Origin of the sequence: Rhodococcus sp. NPDC056960 (genome assembly GCF_042674125.1) — a bacterium.
Classification (GTDB): domain Bacteria; phylum Actinomycetota; class Actinomycetes; order Mycobacteriales; family Mycobacteriaceae; genus Rhodococcus_F.
In genome coordinates, this window is the sequence record NZ_JBHURF010000029.1 from 55,231 (window position 1) to 79,342 (window position 24,112).

The 24,112-nt window shown below is 69.6% G+C and carries 19 protein-coding genes; 18 read left to right on the forward strand and 1 reads right to left on the reverse strand.

Translation table 11 applies throughout. The features are described 5' to 3' along the window. Positions 1–27 precede the first annotated feature (27 nt). The 12 genes from ACFTWF_RS35575 (at position 28) to ACFTWF_RS35630 (ending at position 17,705) form a co-directional block, all read left to right on the forward strand. On the forward strand, positions 28–1,209 hold the full coding sequence (locus ACFTWF_RS35575; RefSeq protein ID WP_378465830.1) for a Rieske 2Fe-2S domain-containing protein: 1,182 nt from the start codon (positions 28–30) through the stop codon (positions 1,207–1,209). Beyond that, the gene (locus tag ACFTWF_RS35580) at positions 1,206–1,967 is read left to right on the forward strand and encodes an enoyl-CoA hydratase/isomerase family protein (protein WP_378465769.1); all 762 of its coding nucleotides are present in this window, start codon (positions 1,206–1,208) and stop codon (positions 1,965–1,967) included. Before ACFTWF_RS35575 ends, ACFTWF_RS35580 begins: the two co-directional genes overlap by 4 nt. After that, positions 1,964–2,653, forward strand: a complete 690-nt coding sequence (locus ACFTWF_RS35585; protein ID WP_378465770.1) for a PaaI family thioesterase — start codon at positions 1,964–1,966, stop codon at positions 2,651–2,653. The genes ACFTWF_RS35580 and ACFTWF_RS35585 overlap by 4 nt, the downstream gene beginning before the upstream one ends. After that, positions 2,650–3,900 (forward strand): CaiB/BaiF CoA transferase family protein, encoded by a 1,251-nt coding sequence (locus tag ACFTWF_RS35590; RefSeq protein WP_378465771.1) that lies wholly within the window; start codon positions 2,650–2,652, stop codon positions 3,898–3,900. Before ACFTWF_RS35585 ends, ACFTWF_RS35590 begins: the two co-directional genes overlap by 4 nt. Positions 3,901–4,091: 191 nt before the next feature. Then, positions 4,092–5,633 carry a class I adenylate-forming enzyme family protein gene (locus ACFTWF_RS35595; protein WP_378465772.1) on the forward strand — a complete coding sequence of 514 codons (1,542 nt, stop codon included), beginning with the start codon at positions 4,092–4,094 and terminating at the stop codon, positions 5,631–5,633. A 63-nt stretch (positions 5,634–5,696) separates the two neighbouring features. After that, positions 5,697–7,100, forward strand: coding sequence for an MFS transporter (locus tag ACFTWF_RS35600; RefSeq protein WP_378465773.1), 1,404 nt, complete (start codon positions 5,697–5,699; stop codon positions 7,098–7,100). 4 nt (positions 7,101–7,104) lie between these two features. Beyond that, entirely contained in the window at positions 7,105–9,234 is a 2,130-nt protein-coding gene (locus tag ACFTWF_RS35605) for a molybdopterin-dependent oxidoreductase (RefSeq protein WP_378465774.1), read from the forward strand. Beyond that, on the forward strand, positions 9,231–11,471 hold the full coding sequence (locus ACFTWF_RS35610) for a molybdopterin-dependent oxidoreductase (protein WP_378465775.1): 2,241 nt from the start codon (positions 9,231–9,233) through the stop codon (positions 11,469–11,471). Before ACFTWF_RS35605 ends, ACFTWF_RS35610 begins: the two co-directional genes overlap by 4 nt. Beyond that, the gene (locus ACFTWF_RS35615; protein WP_378465776.1) at positions 11,471–13,099 is read left to right on the forward strand and encodes an FAD-dependent oxidoreductase; all 1,629 of its coding nucleotides are present in this window, start codon (positions 11,471–11,473) and stop codon (positions 13,097–13,099) included. The genes ACFTWF_RS35610 and ACFTWF_RS35615 overlap by 1 nt, the downstream gene beginning before the upstream one ends. Next, a complete protein-coding gene (locus tag ACFTWF_RS35620) occupies positions 13,096–15,234 on the forward strand; it encodes a molybdopterin-dependent oxidoreductase (protein WP_378465777.1) in 2,139 nt (712 codons plus the stop codon). The genes ACFTWF_RS35615 and ACFTWF_RS35620 overlap by 4 nt, the downstream gene beginning before the upstream one ends. Positions 15,235–15,426: 192 nt before the next feature. After that, complete coding sequence (locus ACFTWF_RS35625) at positions 15,427–16,950, forward strand: class I adenylate-forming enzyme family protein (RefSeq protein ID WP_378465778.1); 1,524 nt, start codon at positions 15,427–15,429, stop codon at positions 16,948–16,950. 5 nt (positions 16,951–16,955) lie between these two features. Beyond that, a complete protein-coding gene (locus ACFTWF_RS35630; RefSeq protein ID WP_378465779.1) occupies positions 16,956–17,705 on the forward strand; it encodes an SDR family oxidoreductase in 750 nt (249 codons plus the stop codon). A gap of 64 nt (positions 17,706–17,769) precedes the next feature. Here the strand turns inward: ACFTWF_RS35630 and ACFTWF_RS35635 are convergent, their stop codons facing one another. Then, positions 17,770–18,591, reverse strand: coding sequence for a glucose 1-dehydrogenase (locus tag ACFTWF_RS35635; RefSeq protein ID WP_378465780.1), 822 nt, complete (start codon positions 18,589–18,591; stop codon positions 17,770–17,772). A gap of 132 nt (positions 18,592–18,723) precedes the next feature. On the opposite strand from ACFTWF_RS35635, the gene ACFTWF_RS35640 reads away from it, so the two are divergent. From ACFTWF_RS35640 to ACFTWF_RS35665, 6 genes are all read left to right on the forward strand, one after another. Continuing rightward, positions 18,724–19,533 carry an enoyl-CoA hydratase/isomerase family protein gene (locus ACFTWF_RS35640; protein ID WP_378465781.1) on the forward strand — a complete coding sequence of 270 codons (810 nt, stop codon included), beginning with the start codon at positions 18,724–18,726 and terminating at the stop codon, positions 19,531–19,533. 41 nt (positions 19,534–19,574) lie between these two features. After that, the gene (locus tag ACFTWF_RS35645) at positions 19,575–20,612 is read left to right on the forward strand and encodes an LLM class F420-dependent oxidoreductase (protein ID WP_378465782.1); all 1,038 of its coding nucleotides are present in this window, start codon (positions 19,575–19,577) and stop codon (positions 20,610–20,612) included. Further along, positions 20,609–22,096, forward strand: a complete 1,488-nt coding sequence (locus ACFTWF_RS35650) for an acetyl-CoA acetyltransferase (RefSeq protein ID WP_378465783.1) — start codon at positions 20,609–20,611, stop codon at positions 22,094–22,096. The genes ACFTWF_RS35645 and ACFTWF_RS35650 overlap by 4 nt, the downstream gene beginning before the upstream one ends. Positions 22,097–22,182: 86 nt before the next feature. Continuing rightward, entirely contained in the window at positions 22,183–22,500 is a 318-nt protein-coding gene (locus tag ACFTWF_RS35655) for a hypothetical protein (RefSeq protein ID WP_378465784.1), read from the forward strand. After that, positions 22,497–22,928, forward strand: a complete 432-nt coding sequence (locus ACFTWF_RS35660; protein WP_378465785.1) for a Zn-ribbon domain-containing OB-fold protein — start codon at positions 22,497–22,499, stop codon at positions 22,926–22,928. The genes ACFTWF_RS35655 and ACFTWF_RS35660 overlap by 4 nt, the downstream gene beginning before the upstream one ends. Next, on the forward strand, positions 22,925–24,109 hold the full coding sequence (locus ACFTWF_RS35665; RefSeq protein ID WP_378465786.1) for a transporter: 1,185 nt from the start codon (positions 22,925–22,927) through the stop codon (positions 24,107–24,109). The genes ACFTWF_RS35660 and ACFTWF_RS35665 overlap by 4 nt, the downstream gene beginning before the upstream one ends. The last annotated feature ends 3 nt before the right edge of the window (positions 24,110–24,112 follow it).

Genomic DNA, 24,112 nt, shown 5'->3' on the forward strand with positions numbered 1-24,112 from the left:
GAATGTCTCATGTGCCACTCTCGGTGTATGGAGCGCGAAGACAAGATCACACTCACCGAGCGACTGATCGCACATGTCGACAACAACAGCACCGACTACGCGGACGACCTGCTTCGAGTGCCGTTCTCGGTGTTCACCGACCCCGAACTCGCCGAACGTGAGCGCACGGTGGTCCGGCGACTGCCGCACATCGTCGCCCACGTCGACGAGCTGAAGAAGGCGGGCGACTTCGTCACGACCGAGCTGATCGGCACTCCGCTGCTGGTGGTGAAGCAGACGGACGGCAGCGTCAAGGCCTTCTCCAACGTGTGCAGGCACCGGGGCTCGAAGGTGGAGTTCGACGACTCGGGATGCAAGCGCATCTTCAGCTGCCCCTATCACAACTGGGCGTACGGCCGCGGCGGAGATCTGCGGGGAATGCCGCACGCCGAAGGCTTCGACGGCATGGACCGCTCGCAGTACGGGCTCGTCGAGTTCCCCTGCGAGGTGCGGCACGGTCTGGTCTGGGTGGTTCCGACGGTCGGCGCCGATCTCGACATCGCCGGGATCCTCGGCGCCAAGCACGACGCGGAGGTGACGGCGACCGGAATGGCCGAGTCGTTCCAGGTGCGCAAGGAGACCTGGAAACTCGACATGAACTGGAAGATCGCCGTCGACGGCGTCCAGGACTCGTACCACCTCTGCCAGTTGCACACCAAGACCGTGTGCAACTACCTCGAGGGCAACATCACGGCGTACGACCTGGTCGACCGTTCGTGGCGAATCGTCGTGGCCCGCAAGTCGATCACCGAGGTGCGGGGAGCGGACCCCGACTCGTTCGACGTCCGCGACTACTCCCTCGCGAACTACACGATCTACCCGGGCACGATGCTCGTGACGGAGCCCAATCATTTCGAGATCTGGACGATCGTGCCCGACACCGACGATCCCAACGTCTCGTACTGCACAATTCGTCTCCTCTCCCCGAAGGAGCCCGAGACGCCGCGGGAGAAGCGGATTCTCGACAAGAACTGGGAACTTCTCATGGAGACGTTGCACGCCGAGGACTGGTTCGTCACCAAGACGATCACGGCCAACGCCGCGCACGGCCAGGTCGACGAGCTCATCTACGGGCGGAACGAGCTCCCCGGTCAGGTGTTCCACAAGATGATCACCCGGGATGCCGAGGAGGTCGCCCGGCAGGAGGCCGCGGTCGGCGGTGCGAGGTGACGTCGGGCGACCTGCGTCGTTCGTCTCCGGCGCCGGGGGTTCTGCAGCTCGACCTCGCTCGGCCGGACGTGCACAACGCGATCTCCCTCGGCCTGCAACGTGAGCTCGATGCCGCGCTCGCCGACGCCGCGGACGATTCCGACGTTCGGGTGGTGGTGCTCGCGGGAGACGGTCCGGCGGCGTTCTCCGCCGGATACGACCTGAAGGAACTCCGGGCGATGACGGCGGATGCCCGCGCCACGAGCATGCTCGAGCGGGACGAACTGCTGTGGAGGTATTTCACCTTCCCCAAGCCGACGGTCGCCGCCGTCCACGGGATGGCCTACGGTGCGGGAACCCTGCTGGCGGTGTGTTCGGACCTGCGCGTGGGCGGTCCCGGGACGAGCATCACCGTCACCGCGGCGAAGTACGGCGGCGCCAACCTCACGTGGGTGCTCGACCACCTGATCGGCGCGGGGCAGGCCCGCGACCTGCTGATGACCTCACGAACCGTGGCCGGTGAGGAGGCCTCCCGGATGGGACTCGTCTCCCGGTACGCGGCCGACGGCGACGTCCTCGGGTCCGCGCTCGAGGCGGCCGGTCAGATCGCCGCCCAACCGCCGGAATCGCTGCGCGAGATCAAGGCACTGCTGCTCGAGGGTCCGGGACGTGATCTGCGGAGCAGGTACGACCGGGAGAACGTCGTCTCGCGCACGACGCTGCGGCCGCGTCCGGTCGAGGAGATGTTCACCTCGTACTTCGGAAGTCGCGCACGGTGACCCGCACGACGCCACTTACCACCGCCGTCTCGACCGACGACGACATCTGGAGTCCCAGCTGGGACGACCCCTTCGAACCGACCGCGGACGGCGACGACGAGTTCGCGGAGTTGGCCGGCGCCCTGCGTTCGGTGCAGGAGGCCGTCACCCGCAGTCGCCCGAACCCGGACGAGGCGGGCCGCGCGGCGCGGGTGCTCCGGGACCTCGCGGCCCGGCTCGCCGAGTTCGAGGTCGGTGAGGACGAGCAGCTCGCCGGCCGGCGCTGGGACCTCCCGGGACGGGGACAGACCCTCACACCACCGCTGCATCTCGACGAGGTGACCGCGGACCGGGCATGCGGGCGCGTCACCGTCGGCAGATTCCACTCCGGGCGATACGCCATGAACGGCGGCGTGACACCGCTGATCTTCGACGAGATCCTCGCGCGGCTCGCCAACAGTTCCGGCAGACCCTGGGCCCGCACGGCGTACCTGCACGTCAACTACCGGGCGCCCGCGCCACTCGACGTCGAATTGCGGGTGGAGGCCGAGTTTGCCGGTCAGGACGGCCGCAAGCGGTTCATGCGCGGTGCGATGTATCACGGCGACGTTCTCGTCGCCGACGTCGACGGGCTCTGGATCGAACTGAAACCTGAACAGACACACAATGTCTCGCTGGCCGTGGGCCGCGAGGAGGAGGATTCATGAGTGGGTACTCGCTGCTGGACGGCGTCCGGATCCTCGAGGTCGCGCAGCTGGCGCCGTCGTCGCTCGGCGGGCATCTCGCCGATCTGGGCGCCGACGTGATCAAGATCGAATCCGGCCCGCTCGGGGATCCGGTGCGCGTCGGTGGCAGCCGAGCCGTCGGCGACGCGGACGGTCCGGCGTTCATGCACCTGCGGTGGAATCGCGGAAAGCGAAGCGTCGCAATCGATCTGCGCACCGCCGAGGGCAAGCAGGCGTTCCTCGACATCGCGCGATCGTGCGACGCGGTGATCGAAGGTATGCGCGGCGGATACCTCGACTGGCTCGGGATCGGGTACGAGGCCCTGCGACAGGCGAATCCGAAGATCGTGCTCTGCACGGTGTCAGGGATGGGCACCGACGGCCCGTACCGCGGGCTCGGCACCGGGGGCCCGGTGTTCGACGCGTACGCCGGGCTCCGCGAGGTGAGTACTCCCGCCGAGCCGCCGACAGAGGGCATGGCGGGATCGACGACGCCGCCGATCGCGATGTACGCGCTCGGCGCGTACGGGGCGATGGGGCTGCTCGCCGCGTTGCGCAAGGCGGGAGCCACCGGTGCCGGCTGCCACGTCGAGGTGGCGGGCATCGACGTCGCGGCCGCGTGGATGCCGGACGCGGTGGACGCGGAGTTGAACAGGGACCGTTCGATGCCGCGTCCGTCCTGGCTCCCGGACGGCCGTCTGCCCGATTGGCCGCGGCTCGAGGCCTACCGCACCAGCGACGGCGAGGCGATCCTGTTCGGGTCCCACGTGGAGAAGTTCTGGCACAACTTCCTGGTCGCGGTGGAGCGCGAGGACCTCATCGGAGTCGACCTCACCGGCACCGACGACGGTGCCCCCGCCCGCGCGGACCTGGTGTGGCGGGCGTTGACGGAGATCTTCGCGCGGCGCACCCGCGCCGAGTGGGTGCAGCTGTTCCTGGAACACGGCATCGCGGGAGGTCCGGTCAACGACGTGGCCGACATGCTCGCGGACCCGCACTTCCAGGCGCGGGAGAACACCTACCGGGTGGACTACCCGGGAGTCGGTGAGCTCGAGTTCGTGGTCAGCCCGGTGCGCGTCGCCGGGGAGAAGTTCGCGCCCGCGCTGCCGCCGGTCCTGGGTGCGGACACGACGGACGTGCTGCGGTCGGTGGCAGGGTACGACGACCGGCGGATCGCGGCGACGACCGACCCGGAGAGCTCTCGGCGCGAGGCCGCGTCCGCTGGCTGACCGCACACATTCCGAGGAAGCAACACCCACACGAAATATGTTGTGTGGGTGTTGCTTTCGTGTATCAGTCCTGTTCTGCACGGTGTCCGAAATTTCCGAATCGCACATTGCGTCTTGCGCCTACAACTGTTAGGTTTACGGCACACGAAGTGAGGGTGGTCACACCCGGTTGACGAGCACGAGGAGCACAGATGAATCTCGCGGACCTGACCCGGTTCTGGGGTAAGACACGTTCGCAGCAGCAGGCCATTGTGTTCGGGGACACGTCGCAGACCTGGGCCGAGGTCGACGCGATCACCGACGCGCTCGCCCGCGGTCTGGCGGCGCGTGGCGTCCGCAAGGGTGATCGGGTGGCGGTGATGATGCTCAATCGTCCCGAACTCGCGCACGTCATCCTGGCGACCCTCAAGCTCGGCGCGATCAGCGTCCCGCTCAACTTCCGGCTCACCGCGAAGGAGTTGGCGCCGATGGTGGTCGACTCCGCGCCGCGCGTCGTGGTCGTCGAGGACGGCTTCGCGTCGCTGCTCGAGGTCGCCGCCGAGCAGACCGAGTTCGAGACCTACGCGATCGGGGGCGACGCCCACCCGCCGTACGAGCGGCTGATCGACCCGGGGACCGCGCCCGTCGTCGCCATCGACGCGGACGACCCCGGCTTCATCTGCTACACCTCGGGGACCACCGGCGTCCAGAAGGGTGCCCTGATCACGCACCGCAACGCGATGACTCCCGGCATCTCGCAGTCCATCACGTTCGGTTTCTCCCACCGGGACCGGGTGCTGTGCTCTGCTCCGCTGGTGTATACCGGCTCCGTCCTGTCGATCTTCATGCAGCTCGTCGTCGTGCCCGGCGCGACGATGGTCCTGCTACGCGAGTACGACCCGGAGATCGCCCTCGACACCTTCGAGCGTGAGCAGATCACGGCCACCACGACCGTCCCGGTGATCTGGGAACGGATGACGATGCTGCCCGACTTCGGCGGCCGCAAGCTCGCAAAGTTCACGTTCGCCGGCACCGGTGGCGCGCCGGTCAGCCTGGACCTGCTCGACTTCTACCGCTCGCACGGCATCCCGCTCACCCAGTGCTACGGCCTGACCGAGGCGTCCGGCATGGTCTCGACCCTCGCCTACGAGGACGCCGTGTCGCGCCCCGGCTTCGCCGGACTGCCGCTGGTCGGTACCCACATCCGCATCGGCGATCCGGGAGTCGACACCCCCGCCGGGGAGGTCGGCGAGATCCTGGTCCGCGGCGAGCACGTGCTGCGGGAGTACTGGAACAAGCCCGAGGCCACCGCGGCGACCCTCGGCGACGGATGGCTGCGCACCGGCGACCTCGGCATGCAGGACGACGGCGGATTCCTCAAGATCGTCGATCGCAGCAAGGACATGCTGATCTCCGGCGGTCTCAACGTCTACCCCGCCGAGATCGAGAAGGCGCTGCACGGCATCGACGGCCTGGTCGATCTCGCCGTCATCGGGGTCAAGGACGATCGGTGGGGCGAGGTGCCGATGGTGGTGTTCCACAGCGAGCGTCCCGCCGCCGAGATCGTCGCCGACATCGCGGAGGTCGCCGGCGAGAACCTCGCGAAGTTCAAGCGCCCCAAGCACGCGGTCGCCCTCGGTGAACCGTTGCCGCGCACGTTCTCCGGCAAGCTCGCCAAACCGACTCTGCGCCAGCGATTCCCCGAGGCGCCGGCCGACGCACTCGCGGTCGACGGCACCGTCACGCCCGTCTAGGCGTCCCACCAGCTCGAGGCTTCATCTCCCCGCGGTTCCCCCCTCCCGAGAGGTATGCACATCGTGGCCCCCACGCGTGAAGTCAACATCTCCCAGCTCATCGACGCCGCACCGGTGTCGGCCCTGCAGAAGCGTGCCATCGCGCTGTGTCTGGCGCTCGCCGTCCTCGACGGCATGGACGCCCAGCTGATCGGATTCGCGATTCCCGCCCTGTCGGAGGACTGGGGCCTGTCCAAGGCCTCGTTCGGACTGCTGCTGGCGCTCAGCAGCGGCGCGATGGTCGTGGGCAGCCTGCTGTTCGGCCCCGTCGCCGACCGCTGGGGCCGGCGACGGGTGATCCTGCTGTGCACCGTGCTGTTCGCGGTGTTCACACTCGCGTCCGCGTTCGCGCCGTCGATGGGTGTGCTGATCGTGCTCCGCATCCTTGCCGGGATCGGGCTCGGCGGCGTCACCCCGAACCTGATCGCACTGACCAGTGAGTACAGTCCCGCACGCAGCCGCTCCACCCTGGTCACCATCGTCGTCGCGGGCATGTCTCTCGGCGGATTCCTCGGCGGACTTGCTGCCGCTCAACTGATTCCGGCGTACGGGTGGCAGTCGATCTTCGTGGCCGGTGGCGTCCTCCCGCTGATCGTGGCGGCGCTGGCGTGGGCCGGGCTGCCCGAGTCGGGCAAGTTCCTCGCGGCCCGGGGTGATCACGCCGGTGCCGCGAGGATCCTCTCGGCGATCTCCCCGCAGGCCGGCATCGACGGTTCGGTGACGTTCGCCGTGGACGCCGCACCGGCCACCAGATCGCCCATTCGAGCACTGTTCGCCCGGGGCCGGGCGCTGGACACGATCCTGCTGTGGGTGGTGTTCGTCATCAACTTCCTGGTGATCTATTTCCTGTTCGGGTGGATGCCGTCGCTGTTCAGCCAGGCCGGGCAGAGCGCGTCCCACGCGATCCTCGCCGCGGCGCTGTTCAACCTCGGCGGCATGGCGGGCGCGCTGTCCGTGGGGTGGATCACCGACCGGGTCGGCACCGCGTGGGCCCGGTCCCGGGGTTCGGACGCCGCCTACGCGGTGGTCATGGCGGGCTACAGCCTCGGGGCGCTGTTCATCGGCGCCGTCGCGATGCTGCTGGCCAATTCCACACTGCTGCTGATCACGATCTGCATCGTCGGGTTCGGGATCTCCGGCAGTTCGGCCGGCATCATCGCGATCGCCGCGTCGATCTATCCGGTGGCAGCCCGCTCGACCGGGATCGGCTGGGCCATGGGAGTCGGGCGCATCGGATCGATCGCCGGACCGACGCTGGGCGCCGCCCTGATCGCCGCCGGAATGGACGCCCGCACCATCTTCCTGCTCATGATCGTGCCGACCGCCATCGCCGTCCTCACCCTCGGGGTGTTGTTCATGCGGGAGCGTCTGCGCGGACGCACCGTCGTCGACGCCGTGCAGTCAGCGTCCGTCGCCGAGGCGCACTGAGCCCATGCGACCCGTCACGTCCCGGCATACCTCGTATTGCAGGCTGTGCGCTTCCTCGTGCGGGGTCCTGCTCGACGTCGAGGACGGGCGGATCGCGCGGGTGCTCGGCGACGCCCATCATCCGATCTCCGGTGGGTACACCTGCCCGAAGGGGCGCCGCGGCGGCGACCTCGTCCACGGTCCGGACCGGCTGACCACGTCGATGCGGTGCACCGCCGCCGGCGAGCACGAGCCGGTGCCGGTGGCCGCGGCCGTCACCGAGATCGCGGCCCGGTTGCGCACCATCGTGGACCGCCACGGACCGGACGCGGTCGCCCTGTTCATGGGAACGCAGCAGAACTTCGCCGCACTCACCCCGCCGATGGCCCGGGCCTGGTTCCGGGGCACCGGCTCACACAAGCTGTTCTCCACGATGACCATCGACCAGTCCGCGAAATGGGTGGTCGCCGAACGGATGGGAACCTACCTGGGCGGCAGACAGCGGTTCGAGGACGCGGATGTGTGGTTGCTGGCCGGCACCAACCCGGTCGTCTCCGGCAACGGCGGCGACGGGGACGGCGCGGTAGTGCAGAACCCGTCCGTCACCCTCCGGGCGGCACGGGAGCGGGGACTGCGCCTGATCGTCGTCGACCCGCGGCGCACCGAGACCGCTGCTCTCGCCGACATCCACCTGGCGCCCCGGCCCGGGACGGACGCCGTGCTGTTCGCCGGCCTCCTGCACGTCGTCCTCGCCGAGCACCTCCACGATCCCGACTTCTGCCGCCGGTACACCGCCGGCCTGGGCGGTCTCGTCGACGCGGTCACCGGCGTGACTCCCGCTGTCGTACAGCGGATCTGCGGCGTCCCCGCCGACCGGGTCCGCGACGCGGCACGGGTGTTCGCGGGCGGGAGCCGGGGGATGGCGACGAGCGGGACGGGGCTGTGCATGGGCCCGCACTCGAACCTCGCCGAGCACCTCGTCGCCGCCCTCAACGTGGTGTGCGGCCGATACCTGCGCGAGGGGGAGCGGGCCGACGACCGCGCCGTCCTGACCCGGCACCAGCCCGCGCGCGCGGAGGTCGCCCCGCCCACCCGCGCCTACGAGCGCGGCTTCCGCAGCCGTATCGGCGGGGTCCGCGCCATGCGCGGTGAGTTGCCGTCCGGCATCCTCGCCGACGAGATCCTCGCACCCGGCCCCGACCGGGTTCGCGCGCTGATCGTCTCCGGAGGCAACCCCGCGGCGGCACTGCCTGACCGCGATAAAGCATTGCGCGCGTTGCGATCCCTGGACCTCCTCGTGTGCGTCGACCCCCGCATGTCGGATACCGCGCGGCTCGCCGACTACGTGATCGCCCCGACGACGATGTACGAACGCGCCGACCACACCGCGATCATGGAGCCGTTCTTCCCACGCCCGTTCGCGCAGTTCACTCCCGCTGTCGTGGCGCCGCCGCCCGGCGTCGTCGACGACTGGCGGTTCTTCCTCGACCTCGCCGCCGCCTCGGGGCAGCCGGTCAAGTTCGCCGGCCGCATCCTCGATCCCGGCGCACCGCCGACGTCCGAGGAGTTGCTGGCGATGACGGCCGAGCGCGGACGCGTCCCGTTCACCGACCTGGTCGCCGCCCGGCACGGCCGGCTCGTCGGGGACAGTGGCGCCGTCGTGGGCCCGGCGACCGAGGAGGGAGCTAGGCACCGGCTGGCGTTGATGCCCGACGACGTGCGCGCCGAACTGCGTGCGGCGCTGACGGACACGGCTGTCACCGAACAGTTTCCGCTGCTGCTCACGGTGCGCCGGATTCGCGAGGCGGTGAACTCCACCGGCACCCGGGTTCCGGGACTCGTTCCGGGAGGCACCAACCCGGCGGGACTGCACCCGGACGACCTCGCCGGTCTCGGGATCGCCGACGGCCAGGTGGTGACGCTGCGTTCGGTGTCCGGGCGGCTGCGGGCGACCGTGCGGGCGGACGCCACTCTCGCCCGGGGCACCGTGTCGATGACGCACTGCTTCGGCAGTGTCGACCCGCGGAGCAAAGTCGGAGTGAACGTGAACGCGCTCACCGGAACCGGCGACGGGGTGCAGACGATCAACGCGATGCCCACCATGACCGCCGTTCCCGTCGCGGTCGAGCGGGCGGCCCCCGAGGAGGACGTGTGAAGACCGGCACCGAACCGATTTCCGGCCACCGCATCTGCCCACTGTGCGAGTCGACGTGCGGGCTGCTCGTCGAACTCGACGGCCGCGACATCGTGCGGGTCGCGCCCAACCCCGACGACGTGCTGAGCGCCGGGCACAGTTGCGCGAAAGGACTCGGACTCGGGCGCATCGAGGGCGACCCGGACCGAATCCGGACCCCGCTCCTGCGCACCGCGGACGGAGGATTCCGGGAGGCAGGCTGGGACGAGGCGTTCGCCGAGATCGAGCGCAGACTACCGGAATTCGTCATCGGTGATCCGGGCAGTTGCGCGATCTACCACGGGAATCCGGCCGCCCACCACCTGGACGCGACCTTCTACCTGGGCGAGCTGATCGGCGCGCTCGGTACCCGGAACATCTACTCGCCCGCCAGCGTCGACACCTGGCCGAAGAACCTCGCCCACATGCTGCTGTACGGCACCGGGCTGGGGATGAGCCTGCCCGACCTCGACCGCACCGACTACCTGCTGATCCTCGGTTCGAATCCGATGGTCTCCAACGGCAGCACCGTCACCGCGCCCGGCATGCACCACCGGTTGCAGGCGCTGCGCGACCGGGGCGGCACCCTCGTGGTGGTGGACCCGGTACGCACCCGGACCGCCGAGGTCGCGGACGTGCACGTGGCGATCCGCCCTGGCACCGACGCCCTGTTCCTGCTCGGGGTGCTGTCCGTCGTCGCGACCGAGGGGCTCGCCCGGCCCGACCGGGTGCCCGCGGTGGTGGACGGCCTGGACGACGCACTGGCGATGGCGGCCGAGTACACCCCCGGCGCCGTCGCCGACGTGTGCGGTATCGACGTCGACGTGATCCGCGACGTGGCACGCGGGTTTGCGGGTGCCCCTTCGGCGGTGGCGCATTCGCGGATCGGAACGTGCATGCAGGAGTTCGGCACCCTCGCGAACTGGCTCGTCGAGGTCCTCACGATCGTGACCGGGAACCTGGACCGGCCCGGGGGAGCGATGTTCGCGCTGCCGCCGAGCGGGGGTCAGAACACGTGGCCGGTGACCAGACCGCCGAAGCTGATGTTCGACCGGTGGCGTTCGCGGGTGCGCGGCCTGCCGGAGGCGATGGGGGAGTTACCCGCGGTGTGCTTCGCCGAGGAGATCCTCACGCCGGGGCCGGGCCGCACCCGGGCGTTGATCACCCTCGCCGGCAACCCCGCCCGCTCGCTGCCCAACAGCGGCGCGATCGAGGACGCGCTCGGAGCGCTCGAGTTCATGGTGTCGGTGGACTGCTATCTCAACGAGACCACCCGGCACGCGGACGTGATCCTGCCCCCGCCCCCGGTGGTCACCCGGGGCCACCACGACGTGACGCTGAACCACTTCCAGATTCGGAACGTCGCCCGCTACACCCCGCCGCTGCTGGACCTCGCGGACGGCGAACTCGCGGAATGGCAGATCCTGCTGCGGCTGGCCGCGATCGCCAGGGGAACCCCGGACCGTCCGGTCGCCGAGATGGACGACGAGGTGGCAGCCGTGGCGGCCCGGCGCGCCGCGGCACTCGTCGGCTGCGAGCCGGAACGGGCGCTGGGCAACACGACCGGCCGCAGCGGGCCCCAGCGCCTGCTGGACCTGCGGTTGCGCAGCGGACCTTACGGCGACCGTTTCGGACTGGATCCGGACGGCCTGACTCTCGCGCTGCTGGAGGACAACCCGGACGGCATCGACTACGGGCCGCTGCAACCGCGCATCCCCGAGGTGCTGCGCACGCCGAACGGCCGGGTCGACCTGATGCCGGAGATGATCACCGCGGACCTGCCGCGGCTGCGGGCGACCATGACGAGGGTGGCCCCGGATCTGCTGCTGATCAACCGGCGCCAGCGCCGGGGCATGAATTCGTGGCTGCACAATGCGCTGCCGCAGCCGGACGGCGGCCAGTGCGCGCTGCTGATCGGTCCGCACGACGCGGCCGAGCGCGGCCTCGTCGGCGGCGATCGCGTCACGGTGACGTCGAAGGTGACCACCGTGACCGCGGAGCTGCGGATCGACGACGCACTGCGTCCCGGCGTGGTGAGCATGCCGCACGGGTGGGGCCACGACGGGCCGGGACTGCGGACGTCCCGATCGGCATCGGTCCCGGGCAGCAACTACAACGCCCTGGTGGACGACACCACCGACCTCGAGGCGCTGACGGCGTCCCCGATCTTCAACGGCGTCCCGGTCACCGTGACGCGCACCAGCGAGGAGCATCCCTGATGGCGTACGTGGTCACCCAGAACTGTTGCAACGACGCGACCTGCGTCGCGGTCTGCCCCGTCGACTGCATCCACCCGACCCCCGCGGAGCGGGAGTACGCGCGCACCGAGATGCTGTACATCGATCCGGCCGCCTGCATCGATTGCGGCGCCTGTTCCGACGTCTGCCCTGTCGACGCGATCGTCCCCGGTGACGCAGTCGCACCCGACATCGACCGGTACCGCGACATCAATGCCGAGTACTTCCGGCGCAATCCGCGCACGGCCGCGCCGGGCGCGCACGTGCAACCGATTCCGCTCGCCGTCGCGACCGCCGGCGTCGACGACCCACCGGCGTTGCGGGTGGCGATCGTCGGATCCGGGCCGTCCGCGTTCTACGCCGCCGAGGAACTGCTGGCCCGCCGCGACATCGCCGCCGCGGTCACGATGTTCGAAAGACTGCCGCTCGCAGGCGGACTCGTGCGGTTCGGCGTCGCGCCGGACCACTGGCACACCAAGACGGTGGACCGGGTGTTCGACCGCACCGCGCGGCGGGACGGTTTCACGTTCCATCTCGGCGTCGAGGTCGGGCGGGACGTGACGCTCAACGAGGTGCTGGCCCACCATCACGCGGTGATCCACGCGTCCGGAGCGTCCGGGGACCGCCGTCTCGGCATCCCCGGTGAGGACCTGCCGGGCAGCCACGCCGCCCGGGAATTCGTGGCCTGGTACAACGGTCACCCCGAGCACGCCGACCGCGAGTTCGACCTGACCGCGCCGCGTGCGGTCGTGGTCGGCAACGGCAACGTGGCGCTCGACGTCGCCCGCATTCTGGTCAGCGACGTGGAGACCCTGCGCCGCACCGACATCGCCGATCACGCGCTCGACGCGCTCGGCCTCAGCCGGGTCGAGGAAGTGGTGGTGCTCGGCCGGCGGGGACCCGAACACGCGGCCTGCACGACACCGGAACTGCTGGCGCTCGGCTCGCTTCCCGGCATCGACGTCCTCGTCGAGGGCCCGGTGGCGGCGGGCCCGGACGCCCCGGCGAAGCTGAAGATCCTGGCGGAGTACTCCCGGCGGGAGCCGACACCGGGGAACAAGCGCATCGTGCTGCGCTTCGGCGCGACTCCCCGGGAGGTGCTCGGAACGGCCCGCACCGAGGCGCTGGTGGTGGCCGGCACCGACGGGGGCACCGTGGACCGGATCGAGTGCGGGATGGTTCTGCGGGCGGTCGGATACCGCGGGCTGCCCATCGCCGGTCTGCCGTTCGACGAGACCACCGGAACCGTCGCCAACGTCGCGGGCCGCGTCGTCGAAGCGGCCACCGGGCAGGCCGTCGCCGGGCACTACGTGGCGGGCTGGATCAAGCGGGGGGCGACCGGTGTGATCGGCACCAACCGCTACTGCGCCGCGGAGACCGTCGAGGCCCTCCTCGACGATCACCGCGCGGGCCTGCTCACCGACCCGACCGCGTCGGCGGCGGACCTGACAGCGCTGGTGCGGGCGCGGCGACCCGACTCGCTGGGCGGCGCGGACTGGCGCGCAATCGACCGCGTCGAGCGTGAGCGGGGGCGGGAGGAGGGCAGGCCCCGCATCAAGATCGTCGATGCCGGCGAGGCGGCCGTCGTCGCGGGTGCGGCCACCAGATGAGCCCGCCGGGGACGACGCACGTCCACACGTTCTGCCGGATCTGCGAGCCGGGGTGCGGTCTGCTCGCGGAGGTGCGTGACGACGAGGTCGTCCGGTTGCAGCCCGACGAGGAGCATCCGGTGCACCGGGGTTTCTCCTGCCACAAGGGCGTGCACTACCTCCAGGTGCATCGCGATCCGGACCGGCTCGACCGGCCGCTGAAGAGGACGAACCCGCGGAGCGAGACCCGTGGCGTCTTCGAACCGGTCGACTGGGATGCCGCGGCGCGCGAGATCGCCGACCGGCTCCGGGAGGTGCGGCGCGCGCACGGCCGTAACGCCCTCGCCGTATACCAGGGGAATCCGTCGGCGTTCAACGGCGCCTATTACGCGAACGCCGGCGCGATCGCCCGCGGCTTCGACACCCGGATGCGCTTCAGTGCCGGAACCCAGGACACGTCCGCGAAATACGCCGCCAGCGAGGCGATCTACGGCGCATCGATGGCCCATCCGATTCCCGACCTGCTGCACACGGACTACTTCCTGTGTCTCGGTAGCAATCCGCAGGTCTCGCACATGACGCTGATCCACATCTCGGATCCGATGGCGAAGATTCGCGCCGTGCGCCGGCGCGGCGGGACGGTGCTGTTCGTCAATCCGCGCCGCATCGAGTCGTCGTCGCCGGAGACCGGTGACGTCCTGCAGATCAAGCCGGACACCGACTTCTACTTTCTCGCCGGGATTCTGCACGAGATCGTCTTCCGGATCGGGTACGACCGGGCCCAGGTGGAGCGGCACGCGCGACGCGTCGACGAGTTGCTCGACTTCGTCCGGAGGTACCCGGTCGACCGGATCGCGGCGGTCACCGGAATCGACGCGGACGCGATCCGCCGGGTCGCGGACGACTTCTGTGCGGCGCCGAGCGCGAGCATCTACATGGCCACCGGCGTGAACCAGGGGCGTCAGGGCGCACTGGCCTACTGGATGCTCACGATGGTAAGCCTGTTCTCCGGCAACCTCGGCAGGCGCGGCGGAAACATCTACTCCCGCGGCGTCGCCGACTTGGTGCAGAACTCGAAACGCAAGCGGGAGGATCCGTTCTTCGAGGGCCCCTTCGGGGAAATGCGCACCGTGAGCGGTGATCTGCCCGCGGCACTGCTCCCAGATTTCATCGAGAACCCCGACGACCCGATTCGCGCGCTGATCGTGGTGTCGGGCAACCCGCTGCTGTCGGTCGGCGGCGACGACCGGCTGCGCCGCGCGTTCGAGCAACTCGACCTGCTCGTCACCGTCGATCTGTATCGCACGGTCACCGGAGAGATGGCGGACTACGTTCTGCCGGCGACGGATTGGCTGGAGCGGGAGGACGTCAACTTCCTGAACACGATGGGCGTCGCGATGGAACCCTACGTGCAGTACACACCGGCGGTCGTCCCGGCGAAGGGGGAGCGCCGCGACGACTGGTGGATCCTGTCCCGCATCCAGCAGGAGATGGGTGTCCCAACCCTGCTCGACGAGCCGGATCCCGATCCGTTCGCCGCGGTCGACGCGACGATGCGGGAGTCGGGTCTGAGTATCGAGGCGCTGAAGGCGATGCCCTGCCAGACCGCGGTGCTGCCGGAGGCCGTGCCCTCCGACGTGTTCGACATCGCGGTCCAGCACGAGGACGGCCTGATCGATTGCTGCCCGGAACTCTTCCGTCGTTCGTACCGGACGGCCGAGCGCATCTTCGAGGAACTGGCCGCGGAGCCCGCCGACCAGCTCAAGTTGATCACCCGTCGCACCAACTTCATGGTGAACAGCTGGCTGCACAACCTTCCGGTGTTCAAACAGGGTGTCCACCAGAGCAATCCGCTGTGGATGAACCCGGACGACGCGCGGTCGCGCGGCCTCGTCGAGGGCGACGACGTCACCGTGTGCAACCGTCACGGGGAGGTCGACGCGGTGCTGGTGTGCGACGACACCCTCCGTCAGGGCGTCGTGTCGATGACCCACGGCTGGGGTCAGGGCGCGGCCCGAGGGCTGGACGTCGCGCGGCGCAATCCGGGGGTGAACGTCAACCGGCTCGCGCCCACCGGCCGGGAGGGTTACGACCCGCTCAGCAACCAGTCGCAGCTCACCGGCATCGCGGTCGAGGTGCGCCTCCGGCACCCGTGAGTACTTGTTAACCCCCCGCGGTTAAGAAGTACTCACGGGTGGGGTTCCACCGAAACCTTGCCGGATTTAACAACAACCTTTAGATTTAGCGCTGTGATCGGCGCCACGGAGCATCCGTATGCACGAGGCAGTGTCACGGAGAACTTCGGGTTCGATCCCGCCGGTCGCGGCCGGGCACACAGGAGGAATTCCATGAGCGGAACCGTTATCGACGCACTCACGTACTGGGTGCGGACCGTCCCCGACCAGCCGGCGATCGACTTCGCCGGCGACGTGGTGACCTACCGCGAACTCGACACCTGGGCCGACGCCGTCGCTCACGACCTCGTGGCTCGCGGCGTCACACCGGGCGACCGGGTGAGTTTCGTCGGAGCCAACTCGCTCGAATGGTGCGTGGCCGCACTGGGCGCGATGAAGGTGGGCGCGATCGCGGCGCCGTTCAACCAGCGGATGCTCGCCGGCGAGCTGACCACCCTCGTCGAGGATTGCGAGCCGTCCGTCGTGTACTGCGACGGGGCGCTGCGCTCGCGCCTCGACGACGTGCACGCGGCGCGCAGCACGTTCGACATCATGGAGTTCGAGCGGGACGTGCGTCCCCTGCGCGGCGGCACGCATCCGCCGTTCCGCACACCGGTGACGGAGCAGTCCGCGCCCACCGCGATCGTGTTCACCAGCGGCACCACCGGCAAGCCGAAGGGTGTCGTGTTCACCCACGCCACGATCGCCGGCGAAATGCACGAATGGGCCCTGATGGAGCCGATCGAGCAGAACCGCTTCCGGCCACTGCTCGTGCTGCCGCTGTTCACCGCGGCAGGCATCATCTGGGGTATCTCCCGGACGGTGCTGCACGGCGGCACCTTGCTGCTGCAACCCGGGTTCGACCCCGAGGCCGCGCTGCGGGTGATGATCGACAGCCGTGCCACCACCCTGACCGGCCCGCCGATCCTGTTCGAGCAGATCTCCCGCGTGCCCGGTTTCGCGGACACCGACCTGAGCCACCTGACCACGGCCCACGTCGGTGGTGCCCGGGTGCCGTCGGCGCTGGTCGGCACGTGGCTGGCCCGGGGCGTCCAGCTGCGGCAGATCTACGGGCAGACCGAGATCGGCGGCTCGGCTACCGCGATGCCGCGGGACGAGGCGGCCGAGCATCCCGACAAGTGCGGGTGGGGTGGCATCTTCACCAAGATCCGGGTCGTCGACGCCGACGGAAAGGACTGCGCCCCGGACCAGGTGGGGCAGATTCTGCTGCGGGGCCCGGGCATGATGCCGGGATACTGGCGCAACGAGGACGCCACCCGATCCACGCTGATCGACGGCTGGCTGCACACCGGTGATCTCGGAAAGCTCGACGACAACGGCTACCTCACGTTCGTGGACCGGCTCAAGGACATGATCATCTCCGGTGGTCTCAACATCTCGCCCGCGGAGATCGAGCAGGTGATCAACCGGCTGCCCGGGGTCGAGGAGGTCGCGGTGATCAGCGTGCCCGACGAGAAGTTCGGTGAGACTCCGGCCGCGATCGTGAAGAAGGTCGCGGGGGTCACCGAAGCGGACGTCGTCGAGTACTGCAACCAGAACCTCGCCGACTACAAGGTGCCGCGGTACGTGGTGTTCGTCGACGGCGGCTTGCCCCGGATGGCCAGCGGCAAGATCTCCAAACGGGACCTGCGGGAAACGTACTCGGATGTGCCGCAGACCTATCCGAAGGTCCGGTGACGACGGTGACGGCAGTGACGCAGCAGCGAGTGGCGGTCGTGACGGGCGGAGGCCGCGGGATCGGGGCCGCGATCTCCCGGCGGCTGGCTGCCGACGGGTTCGCGGTCGCGGTCAACTACTCGTCCAGCGCGGCGGACGCGCAGGACGTGGTGGACAAGATCGTCGCCGGCGGTGGCCGGGCCGCGGCGATTCGAGCGGACGTGTCCGACGCGGCGCAGGCGGAGAAACTGATCGCCTCGGCCACGGCCGAGCTCGGGGCACCGACCGTGCTGGTGAACAACGCGGGAATGAACATCGCGGGCGCGGCCCGCAAGCAGTCGCCGGGCGACTGGGACCGGGTGATCGGCGTCAACCTCAGCGGCGCCTTCTACACCACCCACGCCGCGCTGCCCGCCATGTACGACAGCGGCTGGGGCCGCGTCGTGTTCGTCAGCAGCCCGTCCGGCGGGCGACGGCCGTCGCCGGGCATGAGCGCCTACTCCGCCGCGAAGGCGGGGCTGGTGGGCATGACCCGGTCGATGGCGCTCGAGGTGGCGCGCCGCGGCATCACGGTCAACACGGTGATGCCGGGATTCGTGGAGACCGACATCATCGCCTCCGGCGGCGAGAACGCGGTGGAGACCCTCGCCGCCCACTGGCCGCGGATCCCGGCCGAGTCGATCGCGTCGACGGTGTCCTTCCTCGTCAGCGAGGACGGCGGGCACGTGTCCGGGGAAGAGGTCGGCGTCTGGCTCGGTGGACCCGTCGGCATCTAGCGGCGCCTTCGGCGCTCGTGCGCACTTTTGGTAGTCACTGCTACCAAAAGTGCGCACGGGTGCGTCAGCGCCCGACGGCGTCGGCCTCGGCGCGGTAGTTGCCGGGCCACGCCTTCCCGAGGGTCAGGCCGCCGTCGACGACGAGGTTCTGCCCGGTCACGAACGTTGCGTCGTCGGACACCAGGTAGGTGACGGCGCCCGCGATGTCCTGGCCCTCGCCGGCGCGGGGAATCGGCTGGAACGACGCGAGCCCCCGGCGCACGCTGTCGACGCTGGCGTCCAGGGCATCGCCGTCCAGGCCGGCTCCGTGGCCGACGATCCGGGTGGCGACGCCACCCGGGGTGACGGCGTTCACCCGGATGTGGAACTCCGCGAGTTCGCGTGCGGCACTGCGGGTCAGCTGCAGCACGGCGGCCTTCGCGGCACCGTAGGGGTGCGGGCCGAAGCCGGTGCGCACCCCGGCCACCGACGACACGTTGACGATGGCGCCGAAACCCTGCTCGCGCATCACACGGGCGGCGTGCTTGGTGCCGAGGAAGGCGCTGCGCGCCAGCATTGCGAACGAGGAGTCCCACTCGTCGACGGTGGTGTCGGTGACGTACGTCCAGGCGCCGACCCGACCTGCGTTGTTGACCATGGCGTCCAGTCGCCCGAAGCGCTCGGTCGCGGTGCGGATCGCAGCCGCGACGTCCTCCTCGCGAGTGACGTCGGTGTGCAGGTAGACGCCGTGCTCGCCGAGGTCGTCCGCGACCGCCTCGCCGCGCTCGTCGTCGATGTCCGTGACTACCACCCGCGCGCCCCGCTCCGCGAGGAGTGCGCAGGTCGCAGCCCCGATTCCGCTCGCGCCACCGGTCACGACCGCTACCTTGCCGTGCAGTTCCGTCATCGTTTCGAGTCCTTCCTCGCCGTTCGTCCGTACTGTGATCTTGAGGTATTAACCTAAAGGTATTAGCTTGAGATGTCGACGGTCGGAAATGCGAAGCGGAGCCGTCGGAACCAGACGAGGGGAAGGCCCCGAATGTCCGAACTGATATCGACCGAGCGGCCGCGGCCGGGCGTTCTGCTGATCCGCCTGAACCGCCCGGATGCCCTGAATGCGATGAACGCCCCACTCGTCGAGGCGCTGCACGCGGTGCTCGCCGACGTCCGCCACGACTCCGAGACCCGCGCGATCGTGCTGACAGGGAACGGGCGGGCGTTCTGCGCGGGAATCGACCTGCGCGGCTACGGCACCCCGCCCGGTGCGACCGAGGGTGAGGGCCGGGCGCAGGCGGGCATGCGTGTACAGCAGCACATCGCCTCGCTCGTCGAGGCGTTCCGCGGCGCGAGGCCGCCGGTGGTCGCCGCGATCAACGGCGCCGCCGCGGGCGGTGGGATGGCGTTGGCACTGATGGCCGACGTCCGGATCATGGCTGACACCGCCGCGCTGCATGCGTCGTTCATCAACCGCGGACAGTCGAGCTGCGACATCGGCGTCAGCTGGTTGCTGCCCCGGATGATCGGATTCTCCAGGGCGGCGGAAATTCTCCTCACCGGCCGCCCCGTCGACGCCGCTGAATGCGAGCGCGTCGGCATCGTGTCGTCGGTCGAACCGGCGGAACGGCTGCTCGATTCGGCGCTGGACACCGCCGAGAACATCGCGCGCAACAGCCCGTTCGGCGTGTGGATGACCAAGGAAGTGATGTGGTCCAACCTCGAGGTCCCGAGCCTGCGCGCCGCGATCGACCTGGAGAACCGGACCCAGATCCTCGCCGCCATGACCAAGGACCACCGCGAAGCCGTGTACTCGTTTCTCGAGAAGCGCCCGCCGGTCTATCAGAACCACTGAAGGACGACAGTTGTGACGAGACACGAGGACGGGGGTCGACGGTGAAGGTCGGTATCGCCGCGGGATATTGGGGCTCCGGTCCGCCGCGTAACGTCGAGCGCATGCTCGCCGAAGCCGAAGCGCTCGGCGTGGACAGCTTCTGGACGGCAGAGACCTACGGGTCGGACGCGCTGACTCCCCTCGCCTGGTGGGGATCGCGCACCTCCACTATCAAGCTCGGGACGTCGGTGTGTCAGATGTCGGCCCGGACGCCGACCGCGCTGGCGATGGCGGCGCAGACGGTCGACCACCTCAGCGGGGGCCGGGTGATCGTCGGTATCGGTGCATCGGGCCCGCAGGTGGTCGAGGGCTGGTACGGGCAACCGTATCCCCGTCCGCTCGAGCGGACCCGCGAATACGTCGAGATCATGCGCGCGGTGTGGGCGCGGGAGAAGCCCGTGACCTACCAGGGGCGGCACTACCAGCTCCCGCTGGACGGTGGCAGTGGTCTCGGAAAGCCGTTGAAGTCGATCGTTCACCCACTGCGCGAGGACATCCCGGTCTATCTCGGGGCCGAGGGACCGAAGAACGTCGCGCTCGCCGCGGAGATCGCGGACGGCTGGACCCCGCTGTGGTTCTCGCCGAAGAGCGACGAATTCTACCGCGCCGCCCTGGCCGAGGGGTTCGGCCGGGACGGGGCACGCCGGACGCCGTCGGATTTCGAGATCGCCAACGTGTGCTGGCTGATCGAGAACGACGACGTGGAGAAGGCGGCGGCCAAGATCAAACCCGTCGTCGCGTTGTACGCCGGTGGCATGGGCGCGAAGGGCGCCAATTTCCACAACGACGTCTTCACCCGCATGGGCTGGGCCGACGCCTGCGCCGAGATCCAGGATCTGTATCTGCGCGGTCGGCCCGATCTCGCCGCGCAGGCCGTTCCCACCGAGATGGTCGAGGACGTCGCGCTGATCGGCCCGGCCGACAAGATCTGTGAGGACATCGTGAACCGCTGGAAACCCACCTGCCTGACGACCCTGATCCTCGGCGGCTGGCCCAGGCCAGAGAACCGGGAACGCATCCTCGAGGCGGTGATGTCATGACACTCGATCCGCGCACCCCGATCCTCGTCGGGGGAGGGCAGGTCAACGAGCGGAGCGGGGGAGTGGAACCCGTCGATCTCATCGTCGCGGCGGCCCGTGCGGCCGCCGCCGAGGCGGGATCGTCCCGGCTGCTCGAACTCGTCGACTCGGTCCGGTTGATCGGCATGCTGTCGTGGCGGTACCGCGACCCGGGCGCGCTGGTCGGCGAACGCATCGGCGCGACCGTCCGGCACACCGGATACACCGGCAGCGGCGGCAGCGGCCCCCAGGTTCTCGTCAACCAGGCCGCCGAGGATATTGCGGCGGGCCGGGCCGACGTGGTCCTGGTGGGCGGCGCCGAGTCGTGGCGGACCCGAATGAAGTTGCGGTCTCAGGGCATTCGACCGGAGTGGACGGTGCAGGACGAGTCGGTTGCGCCCGCGGAGATCCTCGTTCCCGAGGTTCCGATGGTCTTCGACGGTCAGTCCAGGATCGGCCTCGACCGGCCGGCATACGTGTACCCCCTCTTCGAACAGGCGCTGCGGATCTCGTCGGGACTGTCGGTGGACGATCATCGCTGCGCGATCGGCGACCTCTGGTCGGGATTCAGCAAGGTGGCGTCGACGAACCCGCACGCCTGGTCCCGTCGTGAATACACGGCCGAGGAGATCGTCACGCCGTCCGAGGACAATCGGTGGATCAGCCGGCCCTACACCAAGCTGTTGAACTCCAACAACATGGTGGAGCAGGGCGCGGCCCTGCTGCTCTGCTCGGTCGAGGTCGCCACCCGCCTCGGGATCTCCCGCGACACCTGGGTCTTCCCGCACGCGGGCACCGAGGCCCACGACACGTACGACATCTCCGAGCGGGAGTCGCTCGACCGGTCGCCGGCCATCCGGGTGGCCGGGGCGCGCGCCCTGGAACTGTCGGGAATCGGGCGGGACGACGTCGCGCACGTGGACGTGTATTCGTGCTTCCCGTCGGCCGTCCAGGTCGCCGCGGCCGAGTTGGGACTGCCCCTCGACGATCCCGGGCGGCCGCTGACGCTCACCGGCGGCCTCACGTTCGCCGGTGGTCCGTGGAACAACTACAGCACGCACGCGATCGCCACGCTGGCGACCCGGCTGCGCGAGGCGCCGGGAACGTACGGTCTGATCACCGCGAACGGTGGCTATCTGACGAAGCACGCGTTCGGTGTCTACCGGACGGAGCCGCCGCGCGACGGTTTCCGGCGTCAGGACGTCCAGTCCGACGTCGACGCGTATCCGACCACGCGGGCGCTGACGAGCTACGAGGGGTCAGGCTCGATCGAGTCCTGGACGGTGGTGCACGGACGCGACGGAGCCCCGGAGCGCGGCTTCGTCGCGGTGCGGACCGAGGCCGGCGAACGCACGCTGGCCGCGACGACGGACGCGGACGCACTGACCCGGTTGATCGACGTCGACGTCGCCCGGGAGACGGCGGCCGTCGCGGACGACGGCACGTTCCGGTTCGCCGACGATTGACTCCGGTTTACCTAAAGGCATAAGGTATTGGCAACGAGGCCGTCCGCCGTGAGGTGTGAGGCTCTCACGGAGAAAAGGAGTTTCGAATGTCTGTCGAAGACTTCCGCGACCTGTACGAGCGACACGTCGGATACGTGGTGTCCGGCGACATGAAGGCCGCTCTCGCCGACATGGTTCAGGCGAATCTGCCCGCCGTGTTCGACGGTGTCACCGTTCCCCGCGGCGACGTCGACGGGTTCGAGATCAAGGACGTCCGGGCCGACGGCGACCGCCGCATCGGCGAGACCGTATACAGCACGCCGAAGGGGACCATCGGCCTGCGCTCGATCTGGGAGCGGCACGACGGCCGCTGGCAGGCCGCGGCGCTCGAGAACTTCCCCGCGGACGGAGGGCGGCAGGCATGACGGACGAACCGTGGGGACCGTCCGCCGACGGCCTCGACCAGCCCTACTGGGACGGGCTCACCCGAGGTGAGCTGCGTCTTCAACGATGCGGCACGTGCAAGACCTGGATCTGGGGACCCCAGTGGGTGTGCGGATCCTGCCACACCCTCGACCCGAACTGGGAGTCCGTGACACCCGCCGGAACCGTGTACAGCTGGTCCCGCAGCTGGTACCCGTTCATCACCGAATTGGCCGACCGGGTCCCGTACGTGACGGTTCTCGTGGAACTTCCCGAGGCAGGTAACCGCCGGGTACTCGGAATCCTGACCGGCGACGACACCGACGCCATCCGCATCGGCGACCCGGTCGTCGGGCACATCGAACACGACGAAGGCGCGACCTGGCCGCTGCTGCGCTGGCGTCGATCCACAGAAGGAGCGCAGGCATGAGTGCACTCACCATGCGCGGGGCGGCCGCCGTCGTCGGCGTGTCCGAACTCCACTACCGCCGCGGCGAGGCCCCGGCGGGTGAACTGAGGCTGACCCTCGAGGCGATCCTCGCCGCGTGCTCGGACGCCGGCATCTCGCCGCGCGAGCTCGACGGGTTCGTGTCGTATGCGGGCGGCGGGCACGACGGCGCGGTCATCGGCGGCGCACTGGGCGTCGACGACGTCCGGTGGTCGAACATGATGTGGGGCGGTGGCGGCGGGACGGTGGCTGCCGCGATCAACAATGCCGCCGTCGCGATCGCCGCGGGGCAGGCCGAGTGCGTCGTCGTCTACCGCGCCATGGCACAGGCGGACACCGGACGACTCGGATACGCGAAATACCACTACGGGCCGCACTTCCTCGCGCACGGTGTCGGGTCGCCGGCCCAGGTCTGCGCACTGCGGACGCAGCGACTGCTCGAACACGACGGCGTCCCGCGGGAAACCATGCGAGCCCTCGTGCTCGCGGCGTACCGGCACGCCCAGAACAACCCGACCGCACAGGGCTACGGCCAGCCGCTCGACGAGGCGACATACGAGTCGTCCCGCCTGATCACGGAACCGTTCCACCTGTACGACTGCTCCCGGGAGAGCGACGGCGCCGTCGCGCTGGTGCTGGTCTCCGCCGAGCGTGCGAAGTCGCTGCGACCGGATCCCGCGTACGTCCTCGCCGGCGCCCAGGGCGCACCGGGCGGCTACTCCTCGCTCATCGACAACGACGAGCAGTACGCCACCGCGGGTTTCGCGGGTGCCGCGGGACGCCCCGGCGTCGCGGACCGCCTCTGGGCCGCAGCGGGTCTCGGTCCGGACGACGTCGACGTCGTCCAGGTGTACGAGAACTTCAGCGGACCTGCCGTCGCCGCGCTCATCGACCACGGTCTCGCGCCGTCCGGTCCCGCGGCGGGCGACGTCCTCACCGTCGACAACCTGACGGCGGGCGTGGGGAAGCTTCCGGTGAACACGAGTGGCGGCAACATCGCCGACTCCTTCGTCAACGGAATGGGGCTCGCGGTCGAGGCGGTGCGGCAGATCCGCGGCACGTCGACCAATCCGGTGGCGCACGCCAAGACGTCGCTGTTCATCGGCGGTCCGATGGCACCGCTCGTCAGTTCGACGCTCTTCGCCCACGAAGACGTGCTGTAGCAC